The 11,681-nt window shown below is 61.2% G+C and carries 16 protein-coding genes; 9 read left to right on the top strand and 7 right to left on the bottom strand.

Annotation, left to right across the window (positions count from 1 at the left end):
* Positions 1 to 85: 85 nt before the first annotated feature.
* Positions 86 to 355, top strand: a complete 270-nt coding sequence (locus tag ACODR6_RS15650) for a ribbon-helix-helix domain-containing protein (RefSeq protein WP_203428441.1) — start codon at positions 86 to 88, stop codon at positions 353 to 355.
* A complete protein-coding gene (locus ACODR6_RS15645; RefSeq protein ID WP_489022874.1) occupies positions 352 to 666 on the top strand; it encodes a type II toxin-antitoxin system RelE/ParE family toxin in 315 nt (104 codons plus the stop codon). Before ACODR6_RS15650 ends, ACODR6_RS15645 begins: the two co-directional genes overlap by 4 nt.
* 6 nt (positions 667 to 672) lie before the next feature.
* On the opposite strand, the gene ACODR6_RS15640 is transcribed toward ACODR6_RS15645, so the two are convergent.
* Positions 673 to 903, bottom strand: coding sequence for a CopG family transcriptional regulator (locus tag ACODR6_RS15640; protein ID WP_130277828.1), 231 nt, complete (start codon positions 901 to 903; stop codon positions 673 to 675).
* Between the two features lie 163 nt (positions 904 to 1,066).
* Here ACODR6_RS15640 and ACODR6_RS15635 point away from each other — a divergent pair, with 163 nt between their 5' ends.
* From ACODR6_RS15635 to ACODR6_RS15615, 5 genes are all read left to right on the top strand, one after another.
* Entirely contained in the window at positions 1,067 to 2,968 is a 1,902-nt protein-coding gene (locus tag ACODR6_RS15635) for an ABC transporter ATP-binding protein (RefSeq protein WP_489022872.1), read from the top strand.
* Between the two features lie 239 nt (positions 2,969 to 3,207).
* Positions 3,208 to 3,786: a ubiquinol-cytochrome c reductase iron-sulfur subunit gene (gene petA, locus ACODR6_RS15630; RefSeq protein WP_112719339.1), complete on the top strand. Its 579-nt coding sequence runs from the start codon at positions 3,208 to 3,210 to the stop codon at positions 3,784 to 3,786.
* A gap of 14 nt (positions 3,787 to 3,800) precedes the next feature.
* Positions 3,801 to 5,066, top strand: a complete 1,266-nt coding sequence (locus tag ACODR6_RS15625) for a cytochrome b (protein WP_112719338.1) — start codon at positions 3,801 to 3,803, stop codon at positions 5,064 to 5,066.
* Positions 5,067 to 5,091: 25 nt separating this feature from the next.
* Entirely contained in the window at positions 5,092 to 5,976 is an 885-nt protein-coding gene (locus tag ACODR6_RS15620; RefSeq protein ID WP_112719337.1) for a cytochrome c1, read from the top strand.
* Between the two features lie 116 nt (positions 5,977 to 6,092).
* Positions 6,093 to 6,635: an adenine phosphoribosyltransferase gene (locus ACODR6_RS15615; RefSeq protein WP_112719336.1), complete on the top strand. Its 543-nt coding sequence runs from the start codon at positions 6,093 to 6,095 to the stop codon at positions 6,633 to 6,635.
* Between the two features lie 14 nt (positions 6,636 to 6,649).
* Here the strand turns inward: ACODR6_RS15615 and ACODR6_RS15610 are convergent, their stop codons facing one another.
* Genes ACODR6_RS15610 through ychF form a run of 3 tightly spaced genes read right to left on the bottom strand, consistent with a single transcriptional unit; the run spans position 6,650 to position 8,730 of the window.
* Complete coding sequence (locus ACODR6_RS15610; protein WP_130277832.1) at positions 6,650 to 7,117, bottom strand: MaoC family dehydratase; 468 nt, start codon at positions 7,115 to 7,117, stop codon at positions 6,650 to 6,652.
* Positions 7,114 to 7,575 (bottom strand): MaoC family dehydratase, encoded by a 462-nt coding sequence (locus ACODR6_RS15605; RefSeq protein ID WP_489022869.1) that lies wholly within the window; start codon positions 7,573 to 7,575, stop codon positions 7,114 to 7,116. Before ACODR6_RS15605 ends, ACODR6_RS15610 begins: the two co-directional genes overlap by 4 nt.
* Positions 7,576 to 7,626: 51 nt before the next feature.
* A complete protein-coding gene (ychF, locus tag ACODR6_RS15600; RefSeq protein WP_489022867.1) occupies positions 7,627 to 8,730 on the bottom strand; it encodes a redox-regulated ATPase YchF in 1,104 nt (367 codons plus the stop codon).
* Positions 8,731 to 8,911: 181 nt separating this feature from the next.
* On the opposite strand from ychF, the gene clpS reads away from it, so the two are divergent.
* Together clpS and ACODR6_RS15590 are read left to right on the top strand one after the other, a co-directional pair.
* On the top strand, positions 8,912 to 9,223 hold the full coding sequence (gene clpS / locus ACODR6_RS15595) for an ATP-dependent Clp protease adapter ClpS (RefSeq protein WP_489022865.1): 312 nt from the start codon (positions 8,912 to 8,914) through the stop codon (positions 9,221 to 9,223).
* A 77-nt stretch (positions 9,224 to 9,300) separates the two neighbouring features.
* Complete coding sequence (locus tag ACODR6_RS15590) at positions 9,301 to 9,684, top strand: hypothetical protein (protein ID WP_489022864.1); 384 nt, start codon at positions 9,301 to 9,303, stop codon at positions 9,682 to 9,684.
* 3 nt (positions 9,685 to 9,687) lie between these two features.
* Here the strand turns inward: ACODR6_RS15590 and ACODR6_RS15585 are convergent, their stop codons facing one another.
* The 3 genes from ACODR6_RS15585 to ACODR6_RS15575 all read right to left on the bottom strand — a co-directional run bounded on the left by ACODR6_RS15585 (position 9,688) and on the right by ACODR6_RS15575 (position 11,668).
* Complete coding sequence (locus tag ACODR6_RS15585; protein WP_489022863.1) at positions 9,688 to 10,146, bottom strand: GNAT family N-acetyltransferase; 459 nt, start codon at positions 10,144 to 10,146, stop codon at positions 9,688 to 9,690.
* Between the two features lie 4 nt (positions 10,147 to 10,150).
* Entirely contained in the window at positions 10,151 to 10,870 is a 720-nt protein-coding gene (gene pth / locus ACODR6_RS15580) for an aminoacyl-tRNA hydrolase (RefSeq protein WP_489022862.1), read from the bottom strand.
* A gap of 84 nt (positions 10,871 to 10,954) precedes the next feature.
* Positions 10,955 to 11,668, bottom strand: a complete 714-nt coding sequence (locus ACODR6_RS15575; protein WP_112719326.1) for a substrate-binding periplasmic protein — start codon at positions 11,666 to 11,668, stop codon at positions 10,955 to 10,957.
* Positions 11,669 to 11,681 lie beyond the last annotated feature (13 nt).

Genomic DNA, 11,681 nt, shown 5'->3' with positions numbered 1-11,681 from the left:
CCGGCGAAAGCGGGGAGGGCTTCTTAACTATTGAGAACTGTTAAGAAGGCAGCTATCCTCTCTTCAGCATTGCAAGGAGACCGGAATGGCTACGGTGACGATTTCTCTTCCCGACAATCTCAAGGCTTTTGTCGAGAGCCAGATGGCGAGCAAGGGCTATGGCAATGTCAGCGAGTATTTTCGCACGCTGATCCGTGACGCACAGGCGCGCGAGAATGATGCGCGGCTTGAGGCTCTGCTTCTTGAGGGCCTAGCTTCCGGCGACGGCGCCGAGGCAAATGCCGAGTTCTGGAGCGACCTGAAGAAAGAGGCGGCGCATCTGCTGGCAGCGCAGCGGGGAAAGAGGGCGCCTTGAAGCTTGTTGTCAAACCGGCTGCCCGGCGCGATATTCTCGCGCAGTTTTCATATCTTCTGGAGAATGCCGGCGAAGCGGTCGCCGATCGTTTCATCGTTTCGGTGGAGCGCTCGTTCGGCCGTCTTGCCGAGCAGCCGAATTCCGGCGCACCCCGGCATTTCACCAATCCCGCGCTCGCGGGACTACGGGCCTGGCCAGTCGGCGATTTCGAGGATATCCGCGCCTATTATCTGACGGGCAATAGTCAGATTATCGTGCTGCGCGTCCTGCATGGCAAACGGGACCTGCCATCCATTCTCGACGCACTCTGAGCCTGCCTACAAACTATCCGCCCAATCCGTGACGCGGTGGGTTTCGACCACGAACATGGCGTTGGCGCTGGCGAGCGAGCGCAGGTCGAGGAGGCGACGTTCTTCCTCGCGTTCCAGCCATGCGGCGATCGCCTCGCCGACGATGGCCGATGGTTCGATGCCGAGATGATTTGCTACGTCCTGAAGTCGTTCCGCAAGCGGAAGCGGAATATGCGCTTTCAGCATTTTCGTTTCCATGCCGGGGTATCTCCGTTGAGCGGCGATTGTACTCCGAGATTGTGTTGAGGTCAGCGGCATTCAACGGCGCTCACGCCGATATTATCGAATATTACCAAAATATAAGGTTGTGGCGAGAGGCGATGCTCTTTGCCGCTTTTGGGTTTCAGCCTATATCGGCGATATGTTCTTGCGCCCCATCCTCAGCCTGTTCGAAAACTGGGTCGATCCCTTCCGTCCGCGCGACAAGATCCAGCCGCCGCGTTCGACGCTGGGTTTCATCTGGTTCTATATCGGCCAGGCGCGTTGGCCCTTCGTCGCCATGCTTATCCTCGGCGGCATTTCGGCGGCGATCGAGGCGGCGCTGTTCTGGTTCGTCGGCCGGCTGGTCGATATTCTGAGCACGATCAAACCGGGTGTCGGCTGGAGCGGATTGCTCGCCGATCATGGCGGCGAGATCTTCGGCATGCTGGCGCTGATCGGCATCGTGCGCTTCGTCGTCGCCTTCCTAACGGCGCTGGTCGATCAGCAGGTGATCACGCCGGGCTTCTACAATCTGGCGCGCTGGCAGTCCTATCTGCATGTCTCGCGTCAATCGCTGCATTTCTTCCAAAGCGATTTTTCAGGCCGCATCGTCACCAAGGTCTGGTCGGCGGGGCAGGCGGTCGGCGACCTCGTGACGTCGCTGATGGAGAGCGTCTGGTTCGTCGGCATCTATGCGGCGACGACGCTGTTCCTCGTCGCGCGGCTGGATTTCTCGCTCGCTGCGGTCGTCCTTTTCTGGCTCATCGCCTTCGGCGTGCTGGCGCGCTATTTCGTGCCGCGCATCCGCTATCACTCCCGCGAAACGGCCGAGGCCGCCTCGATGCTGAACGGCCGCATGGTCGATTCCTACAGCAATATCCAGACGCTGAAGCTCTTTGCCCGTGATGAGGAAAGCGACCGCTACATGCGGCAGGGCTTCGACATGTACCAGGAAACGGTGCTGCGCTTCACGCGCTTCATCACCGGAGTGCGTGCCTCCATGGCGCTGCTGTCGGGCCTGATGATCGTGACCATGGCGGGGCTCAGCGTCGATCTCTGGCTGCGCGGTCTCGTGAGCTCCGGTGCCGTCGCCTTCTCGCTGGCGCTGGTGCTGCGCCTCAACTTCCTGCTCGGACGCCTGATGACGCAGTTCAACGGCATCATGCGCAATCTCGGTACGATCCAGAACGCCGCCGAACTGATCTCGCAGCCGCTGGGTCTGGTCGACAAGCCGGACGCGAAGGAACTGGTGATCCGCGAGCCCAGCATCCGCTTCGACAATGTCTCGTTCCACTATGGCAAGGGCAAAGGCGTCATCGACAATTTCTCGCTGACGATCGCGCCGGGCGAAAAGGTCGGCATCGTCGGCCGCTCGGGCGCCGGCAAGTCGACGCTCGTCAGCCTGCTGCTCAGGATGTACGACGTCGAGGGCGGGCGGATCCTCGTCGATGGTCAGGATATTTCTGCAGTGCGCCAGGAGACGCTGCGCATGCAGATCGGCGTCGTCAGCCAGGATACCTCGCTGCTGCACCGCTCGGTGCGCGACAACATCCTCTTCGGCCGTCCGGATGCGGGTGAGGGCAAGCTGATCGAGGCGGCGACCCGCGCCGAGGCGATGGGCTTCATCGACCGGCTGCAGGATCAGAACGGCCGCAAGGGCTTTGACGCCCATGTCGGCGAGCGCGGCGTCAAACTCTCCGGCGGCCAGCGCCAGCGCATCGCTATTGCCCGCGTGATGCTGAAGGACGCGCCGATCCTGGTGCTCGACGAAGCGACGTCCGCGCTGGATTCGGAAGTGGAAGAGGCGATCCAGTCGAACCTCAACCGGATCATGGACGGCAAGACGGTGCTTGCCATCGCTCACCGGCTCTCGACCATTGCGGCCCTCGACCGGCTGATCGTCGTCGATCAGGGCAAAATCATCGAGGAAGGCACGCATGAGGCGCTGATTGCCAGGGGCGGGCTCTATGCCGAGCTATGGGCGCGCCAGTCGGGCGGGTTCCTCGCGTCGGATGATGGGGACGCCGGGGCGCAAAGCGGGCGTGAGGCGAGCGTGGTCTAGACCTTAGGCGCAAACGCCTTGCAAACCCGCGAAGCCTGCGGATTGACTTGAAAATTTCATCTGAAAATTCCCGCGACATTGTGCCGTCAGCCCCTTGTCAAGGCTGGACATAATTTGCGATCAAGCATAGAACGCGCCGGATTGGCGGGGAATCTATGGCCGAATTGTGTCTTTGACTGATTCGCCGTCGAGAGGGGCAGGGCGGAATTCCGCAAAAATTCGCAGAGGATGGTTTAGCCGTGAGCGAACACGATACGACAAGCGGGGCTTCAGCAGAGCCCACTCGCCGTGATTTCCTTTATCTCACCACAGGTATGGCGGGTGCAGTCGGCGCTGTTTCGGTCGCATGGCCGTTCATCGATCAGATGCGCCCGGATGCATCGACGCTGGCACTGGCGTCGATCGAAGTCGACGTTACAAGCTTGACGCCCGGCATGTCGCTGACGGTCAAGTGGCGCGGCAAGCCGATCTTCATCCGCAACCGTACGCCGGAAGAAATCAAGGCTGCCGACGATACGCCGATGGCAGACCTCAAGGATCCGGTTGCACGCAACGCAAACCTTCCTGCAGACGCTCAGGCGACCGGCATCGACCGCTCGGGCGGCAAGGGCAAGGAAAACTGGATCGTCATGATCGGTACCTGCACCCATCTCGGCTGCGTGCCGCTTGGTCAGGCCGGCGAATATAACGGTTGGTTCTGTCCCTGCCATGGTTCGGTCTACGACACGGCCGGCCGCATCCGTAAGGGTCCGGCGCCGCAGAACCTGGCGATTCCGACCTTTTCGTTCGTGTCCGACACTAAGATCAAGATCGGTTGAGGGGAGACTGATACATGAGTGGCCATTCCAGCTACGAGCCATCAACCGGCTTGGAAAAATGGATCGACGCGCGCCTTCCGCTGCCGCGTATGATCTATGACAGCTTCGTTGCATACCCGGTTCCGCGTAACCTGAACTATGCCTACACCTTCGGTGCCATGCTTTCGGTCATGCTGGTCGTTCAGATCCTGACCGGTATCGTGCTTGCCATGCACTACGCCGCCGACACGTCGATCGCTTTCAACTCGGTTGAAAAGATCATGCGTGACGTCAACCACGGCTGGCTGCTGCGCTACATGCACGCCAACGGCGCATCGTTCTTCTTCGTTGCCGTCTACCTGCACATTGCCCGCGGCCTCTACTACGGCTCGTACAAGGCACCGCGCGAAATCCTCTGGATCCTCGGCGTTGTCATCTACCTCCTGATGATGGCGACGGGCTTCATGGGCTACGTTCTGCCCTGGGGTCAGATGTCCTTCTGGGGCGCGACCGTTATCACCGGCTTCTTCTCGGCCTTCCCGCTGGTGGGTGAGTGGATCCAGCAGTTCCTGCTCGGCGGCTTTGCCGTCGATCAGCCGACGCTGAACCGCTTCTTCTCGCTGCACTACCTGCTGCCCTTCATGATCGCAGGCGTTGTTATCCTGCACATCTGGGCGCTGCACGTCACCGGCCAGACGAACCCGACCGGCGTCGAAGTCAAGACGAAGACGGACACCGTCCGTTTCACGCCTTACGCAACGCTCAAGGATGCGCTCGGCGTTTCGATCTTCCTGCTCGTCTACGCCTACTTCGTCTTCTACCTGCCGAACTTCCTCGGTCACGCCGACAACTACATCCCGGCTGACCCGTTGAAGACCCCGGCTCACATCGTTCCGGAATGGTACTTCCTGCCGTTCTACGCGATGCTGCGCTCTATCACCTTCAATGTCGGTCCGATCGACTCCAAGCTCGGCGGCGTCCTCGTGATGTTCGGCGCGATCATCGTGCTGTTCTTCCTGCCGTGGCTCGACACCTCGAAGGTCCGTTCGGCCGTTTACCGTCCGTGGTACAAGCTGTTCTACTGGCTGTTCGTGATCAACGCGATCATCCTGGGCTGGCTCGGTTCCCAGCCTGCCGAAGGCCTGTTCACCACCATCTCGCAGATCTGCACTCTGCTCTACTTCGCTTTCTTCCTGGTCGCCATGCCGGTGCTTGGTCTCGTCGAGACGCCGCGCCGCATTCCGAACTCGATCACTGAAGCGGTGCTTGAGAAGCGTGCCAAGTCTGCGGCCAAGGCATAATCGAGCGGCGGAAGGAAATAGAAACATGAAAAAGCTTGTTACAAGCATTCTGTCGCTCGCAGCCGTCGCCGCTTTTGCCGGCGCTGCTTTCGCCGAGGATGCAGCACCGGCCGCCGGTGCAGCTCCGGCCCATCACGAGGAAAGCGCGACCCCGCACTATCCTCTGAAGGAGCCGACCGAGGAAAAGTGGAGCTTCGCAGGTCCCTTCGGTCACTATGACAAGGGCCAGCTGCAGCGCGGTCTGAAGGTCTACACCGAAGTCTGTTCTGCCTGCCACTCGATGAACCTCGTGCCGTTCCGCATGCTGAGCAACCTCGGCTACTCGGATGCGCAGGTGAAGGCATTCGCGGCAAATTACGAAGTCCAGGACGGTCCTGACGCCAACGGTGAAATGTTCACCCGCAAGGCTGTTCCGTCCGACCACTTCCCGTCGCCCTATCCGAATGCGGAAGCGGCTGCAGCCTCCAACAACGGTGCGGCTCCGCCGGACATGTCGCTGCTCGCCAAGGCTCGTGAAGTCGAGCGCGGCTTCCCGCAGTTCGTCTTCGACATCTTCACCCAGTACCAGGAAAGCGGCCCGGACTACATCCACTCGCTGCTGACCGGCTACCAGGATCCGCCGGCTGGCTTCCAGGTTCCGGCTGGTGCGCACTACAACCCGTACTTCCATGCCGCTGCAGCCTTCGCGATGCCGAAGCCGCTCTCCGACGACCAGGTCACCTATGACGATGGTTCGCCGCAGACCGTCGACCAGTATTCGCGCGACGTTTCGGCCTTCCTGATGTGGGCTGCAGAGCCGCATCTCGAAGAGCGCAAGCGCACCGGCTTTATGGTCATGGTGTTCCTGCTGATCTTCTCGGGTCTCATCTTCCTGACGAAGCGTTCTGTCTACGCCAGCAAGGACCACTGAGCGGGTTCGATACCGATTGCAAAAGGCGGCCTCCGGGCCGCCTTTTTTGTTGGTTCCGCCTCGGGCAATTGATAGGGTGCAGCCTCTTTGTACCCTCGCAGACAGACGGACTTTCCATGAACACCATTGCCTCGGAGCTTGCCGCCAGCATCCGCTCCATTACGGACTATCCCAAGCCCGGCATCATCTTTCGCGACATCACCACGCTGCTCGGCAATCCGCGCGCCTTCCGCCGCGCCGTGGACGAGCTGGTGCAGCCCTATGCGGGCCTGAAGGTCGACAAGATCGCCGGCATGGAGGCGCGTGGCTTCATTCTCGGCGGTGCCGTGGCGCACCAGCTGTCGGCCGGCTTCGTGCCGATCCGCAAGAAGGGCAAGCTGCCGCACGAGACCGTGCGCATCGCCTACAGCCTGGAATATGGCGTCGATGAAATGGAGATGCATCGCGATGCGGTGCAGCCGGGCGAGAAGGTCATTCTCGTCGACGACCTGATCGCCACCGGCGGCACGGCTGTCGGTGCGACCAAGCTCCTGCGCCAGATCGGCGCCGAAGTCGTCGGTGCCTGCTTCGTCATCGACCTGCCGGATCTCGGCGGCCGTAAGAAGCTCGAAGAGCTCGGCGTCGATGTTCATACGCTGGTAGAATTCGCCGGGCATTAATCACCCGGCTTATCCTATTCGAACTCGAGAACGCTGCTTTCGAAGCGGATGACCGGGACGCCGTCCTGGTTGATGCCTTCGTTGAGAATCTTGTTCAGATGCCAGCCTGGGCGCGATGCGAGCGGGCGGCTGGAGAGGAAGGTCACCGAATAGGTGATCGTCTCATCGACGAAGACGGGCTTCAGCCATTGCAGCTTCTCGAAGCCGGGCGAGGGGCCGAGCTTCGGGGCCGCAAGCCCCTCCTTCGCAAGGCGCATGCTCTGCGCCATCCAGTAATCCAAGAAAGTCCGCATCCAGGCGGCGCAATTGTGCCAGCCGGAGGCGCAGAGATCGCCGAACAGCGTGTGCTTTGCGGCCTCACGATCGACATGGAAGCGCTGCGGATCGAAGCGGGTGGCGAAATGGACGATCCGCTCTTCGGTGAAGGTGTAGCTGCCGATCTCGATCTTCTGGCCGACGGTGTAGAGCTCGGTCATCCTCATGCGCGCGTCTCCCCCGCTTCGCGGGTGCTGAACATGATCCAGTTTTCGGAGTAGCAGACGAGCTCGCCGCGCTGGTTCTCGATCTGGTGCTTGAAGCGGGCAATGCCGATGCCGGGGCGCGAGCGCATCAGCCGGGATTCCAGCACGATCGAGCGGCCGGAGAGCGTATCTCCCGCCAGCACCGGCTTCTTCCATTCCATCAGATCGATGCCGGGAGCGCCCTGCGAGTAGGAGTTCAGCAGGTAGCCCTCGGCCATCATCCGCATGAACAGCGCCGACGTATGCCAGCCGGAGGCGGCGAGACCGCCGAGGATGCTGGCCTTGCCGGCGGCCTCGGACGTATGCATCGGCTGCGGGTCGAATTCGGTGGCGAATTCGATGATCTCTTCGGCCGTCACCGGAATCGGGCCGAGCGGAAAGCTGCGGCCCGGTTCGAAGTCTTCAAATGCTAGCTTCATTTCGCTTCGCCCTCCCAGCGACCGCGCGAACGCCTGCTAAAGCGCGGACGCTTACGTGTTGAAGCGGAAGTGGATCACGTCGCCGTCGGTAACGATATATTCCTTGCCTTCGTCGCGGCCCTTGCCGGCTTCCTTGGCGCCGACTTCACCCTTGAAGTTGATGTAGTCGTCGTAGCCGATGGTGAAGGCGCGGATGAAGCCGCGTTCGAAATCGGTGTGGATGACGCCGGCGGCCTGCGGGGCCTTGGTGCCGCGCACGATCGTCCAGGCGCGCGTTTCCTTCGGGCCGACGGTGAAATAGGTGATCAGGTCGAGCAGGTGGTAACCGGCGCGGATCAGGCGGTCGAGACCGGCTTCCTCGAGGCCGAGCGCGGAGAGGAATTCCTTGGATTCTTCTTCCGGCAGCTGCGCCACTTCGGATTCGATCGCGGCCGAGATGATGACGCATTCGGCGCCCTGCTTCTCGGCCATTTCGGCGACAGCCTTGGTGTGCTCGTTGCCGGTGGAGGCGTCGGCCTCGGCGACGTTGCAGACGTAGAGGACCGGGTGCGAGGTCAGGAGGTTCAGACCCTTGAGGATCTCGATTTCCTCAGGCGCCAGCGTCTTCAGGAGAAGACGGGCGGGCTTGCCCTCGTTGAGGAGCTTGACCACGGCTTCCATGATCGGCAGCTGCGCCACGGAATCCTTGTCCTTGCTGGCGGCGCGCTTGCGGGTCTGCTCGACGCGGCGCTCCAGGCTTTCGAGGTCGGCGAGCATCAGCTCCGTCTCGATCGTGTCGGCATCTCCGACCGGATTGATGCGGCCTTCGACATGGGTGATGTCGTCGTCTTCGAAGCAGCGCAGCACATGCACCACGGCATCGACTTCGCGGATGTTGGCGAGGAACTTGTTGCCGAGACCTTCACCCTTCGAGGCGCCGCGCACGAGGCCGGCGATGTCGACGAAGGAGATGCGGGTCGGGATAATTTCCTTGGAGCCGGCAATCGCCGCCAGCTTCTGCATGCGCGGATCGGGAACGGCGACTTCGCCGGTGTTCGGCTCGATCGTGCAGAAAGGATAGTTTGCCGCCTGCGCCGCTGCCGTCTTGGTGAGCGCGTTGAAGAGGGTCGACTTGCCGACATTCGGCAGACCGACGATACCGCATTTGAAGCCCATGGCTGAATGTCCGTATTCGCTGAAATCGTTGCCTTGCCTATGGGGGAATGGCGCCTCGCGGTCAAGCTTTTCGCGCCAAACTCGGCCCCTCTGGCGGGTCTTTCCCTTGAACCCGTGTGTGGCGATGCAATATAATAGGGGTAGCGCGAGGCTTCCCCCTGTCATTGATGATGGACTTCCGATGAGTGACAACGATATTGCGTTGAAGCCAAAAACCAAGACCAAGCCGAAGCTCGACCGGCCGAAGCTCTATAAAGTCATCCTGTTCAACGACGACTATACGCCGCGTGAATTCGTGACGATGGTGCTGAAGGCCGTGTTCCGGATGAGCGAAGAGGCCGGTTACCGGATCATGCTGACCGCCCACAAGATGGGGTCGAGCGTCGTCGTGGTCTGCGCGAAGGATATCGCCGAGACCAAGGTCAATGAGGCGATGGACTATGCCAAGGAAGCGGGTTTTCCGCTGATGCTGACGGCCGAACCGGAAGAATAGTTGGCGATCTCTTAACCAGTCCTCTTCATCCGATCTCCGCTGTTTTGCCGCAGGATGGGCGAAACGAGGAGGCGCTCATGCCTGCTGAAGCGGCGACCTGGCATTATTTCGTGGCGGCGGCGATCTTTGCGCTGCTCGGCGCCATCGGCCATGTGTGCCGGGCGGTGTTCAACGTGCTGCCGGATCGCATCACCGACCGGCCGCTGATGGATCTGCCGCTCTCCAGCGGCTACAACCTTCCCGACCTGCTGTTCGGCACCGAATATGACGACAACGGCTACTACCGGCTCGACAGCCTGAAGAATTTCCGGATCTCGGTGATGCTGAGCACGGTCGGCGGTCTGCTGGTCATGCTGTTTTCGTCGGGTGCCTCAGGGGCGATTGCTTGGATGATCGACAGCGGGTTTTCGGCGCTGTGGGACTTGTTCCTCTACCGGCTTCACAATATTGGCCTGTTATAGGCGTCAACGGCCTGCTGGGCGGCGGACCTGAAAGGCGGTCTTTTCCCGGTCGAAACCGCAGTTCTCGTAGAAGCGCAGGGTTTCCGGTACTTTCGAGCCAGTCAGCAGCATCACCTTGTAGCAGCCGGCCTGCCACGCGGTTTCGACTGCATGCGCAATCATTGCGGCCGCGTAACCCTTCTTGCGATGCGTCGAAAGCGTGATGACGTTTTCGATCAGCGCGTAGGGTGCGCCTGCGCGTGTTAAATTGGGGATGACCGAGAGGGTGACGGTTGCTGCGGCTTCCTCACCTGAAAAGCCGATGAAGATCTGCATGCCGGGCTGGGCGAGGATGGCATCCATCTGCTTCCCGGCGACAGCTGGTTCCAGCGGCGGATCGGACGGGTTCAGTTCGGCATAGAGTGCGAGCAGGGCGGCGAGGTCGCCGGCACCGGCGGTGCGAATGGCCAGCGTTTCGCTCATGGGGTCAGTCGCCCTTGTTGCCGAGTAGCTTCTTCAGCATCTCGGCCATCGGGCCGGTGGCCGGCAGGACCTTCGGCTGATTGTGGTTGCGGGCCCGATGGATATGGGATTTCGCCACCGGCTTCTTCTCGGCCTTCGGCTTTTCCTCTTCCGCCTTGCCGCCGACGGCGAGCGCCAGCTTGTTCATCAGCTGTGAATCCTCATTGCGCACCAGCATGCCGGCATTATCGGCCAGGGCGTCGAGAAGCGGCTCCAGCCAGCTCTGGTCGGCCTTGGCGAAGTCGCCGAGAACATGATGCTGCACCATTTCCTTGACGCCGGGATGACCGATGCCGAGGCGCAGGCGGCGGTATTCGCGGCCGCAATGGGCGTCGAGCGACTTGATGCCGTTATGGCCGCCATGGCCGCCGCCGGTCTTCAGCCGCGCCTTGCCGGGCGCTAGGTCGAGCTCGTCATAGATGGCGACGAGATCGGAAGGCTGCAGCTTGTAGAAGCGCATGGCTTCGCCGACGGATTCGCCCGAGAGGTTCATGTAGGTCTGCGGCTTGATCAGCAGCACCTTCTCGCCCTCGAGCTCGCCTTCGGCGATCTCAGCCTTGAACTTCTTCGACCAGGGCGAAAAGCTGTGGCGGCGGTAGATGGCATCGAGCGCCATGAAGCCGATATTGTGCCGGTTGCCGGCATATTTGCTGCCGGGATTGCCGAGACCCGCGATGATCAGCATAGCCAATCCATTCCTTGAAACGATGATGCCCGTTTCACCACCGCGAAACGGGCACGAAGTCAAGCGCTAAGGGGCGAATGCGGCTCAGTGCAGCAGGGTGAGGCCGTATTTCTGGAAGATCTGCCGCTGCGTGCCGTCGGCGATCAGCTTGTCGAGGGCGACCTGCATCCTGCGCCTGAGATCGTCGGGGAAATCCTTCTGGCAGGCGATACCCATCGGCTGGGTCGACAGCACCGTCACCATCTCCAGCGGCTGTTCCTGCTTCAGCTTGTCGAAATAGAGCTCGGAGATCGGCATCATGTCGATACGGCCGCCCAGCAGCTTGCGCAGCGTGGCGTTGAAGTCGCTGGCGACGTCGAGCTTGGTGAAGCCCTTCTCCTTCAGCGTCGTCTCCGTATAATCCTCGCGCTGGGTGCCGACCGTATATTGCTTGGCCTCGTCGAGCGTATCCGCCTTGACGCCGGAACCGGTCTTGGTGATCAGGATGTTGCGGTCGACGAGCAGGGGCTCGATCCATTTGAACAGCGGATCGCGGGTGCTGTTATGGGCGGTGGCGAAGACGCAGGTCATCGGCGTCGTCTGCGCCATGCCATAGGCACGCGCCCAGGGAACCAGCTCCAGCGTATAATCGACGCCGATATCGGCCATCACCTTTTCGACCTGCTCGACGGTCGCGCCCTTGATCACCTTGCCGTCGCGGTAGTTGAACGGCGCATATTCTTCCGTGAAGAAGGACACCGTCTCGGCGGCAGCTGCTGTGGGCAACATCAGAAAGGCGAGAAGCAGCAGCTTTTTCATTCGCATGGCTCCG

This window comes from Rhizobium sp. FG96 (assembly GCF_057808655.1).
This window is presented reverse-complemented; position numbering and strand designations above follow the sequence as displayed.

Coding starts and splice junctions, on each gene's coding strand:
- ACODR6_RS15640 (WP_130277828.1), bottom strand. CDS start 903: ATGGAAACGAAAATGCTGAAAGCGCATATTCCGCTTCCGCTTGCGGAA.
- ACODR6_RS15610 (WP_130277832.1), bottom strand. CDS start 7,117: ATGAGGATGACCGAGCTCTACACCGTCGGCCAGAAGATCGAGATCGGC.
- pth (WP_489022862.1), bottom strand. CDS start 10,870: ATGCTGATCATCGCGGGTCTCGGCAATCCCGGCAGCAAATATGCCGGC.
- ACODR6_RS15650 (WP_203428441.1), top strand. CDS start 86: ATGGCTACGGTGACGATTTCTCTTCCCGACAATCTCAAGGCTTTTGTC.
- ACODR6_RS15575 (WP_112719326.1), bottom strand. CDS start 11,668: ATGAAAAAGCTGCTGCTTCTCGCCTTTCTGATGTTGCCCACAGCAGCT.
- ACODR6_RS15605 (WP_489022869.1), bottom strand. CDS start 7,575: ATGAAGCTAGCATTTGAAGACTTCGAACCGGGCCGCAGCTTTCCGCTC.
- ACODR6_RS15635 (WP_489022872.1), top strand. CDS start 1,067: ATGTTCTTGCGCCCCATCCTCAGCCTGTTCGAAAACTGGGTCGATCCC.
- ACODR6_RS15625 (WP_112719338.1), top strand. CDS start 3,801: ATGAGTGGCCATTCCAGCTACGAGCCATCAACCGGCTTGGAAAAATGG.
- ACODR6_RS15585 (WP_489022863.1), bottom strand. CDS start 10,146: ATGAGCGAAACGCTGGCCATTCGCACCGCCGGTGCCGGCGACCTCGCC.
- clpS (WP_489022865.1), top strand. CDS start 8,912: ATGAGTGACAACGATATTGCGTTGAAGCCAAAAACCAAGACCAAGCCG.
- ychF (WP_489022867.1), bottom strand. CDS start 8,730: ATGGGCTTCAAATGCGGTATCGTCGGTCTGCCGAATGTCGGCAAGTCG.
- ACODR6_RS15590 (WP_489022864.1), top strand. CDS start 9,301: ATGCCTGCTGAAGCGGCGACCTGGCATTATTTCGTGGCGGCGGCGATC.
- ACODR6_RS15615 (WP_112719336.1), top strand. CDS start 6,093: ATGAACACCATTGCCTCGGAGCTTGCCGCCAGCATCCGCTCCATTACG.
- ACODR6_RS15620 (WP_112719337.1), top strand. CDS start 5,092: ATGAAAAAGCTTGTTACAAGCATTCTGTCGCTCGCAGCCGTCGCCGCT.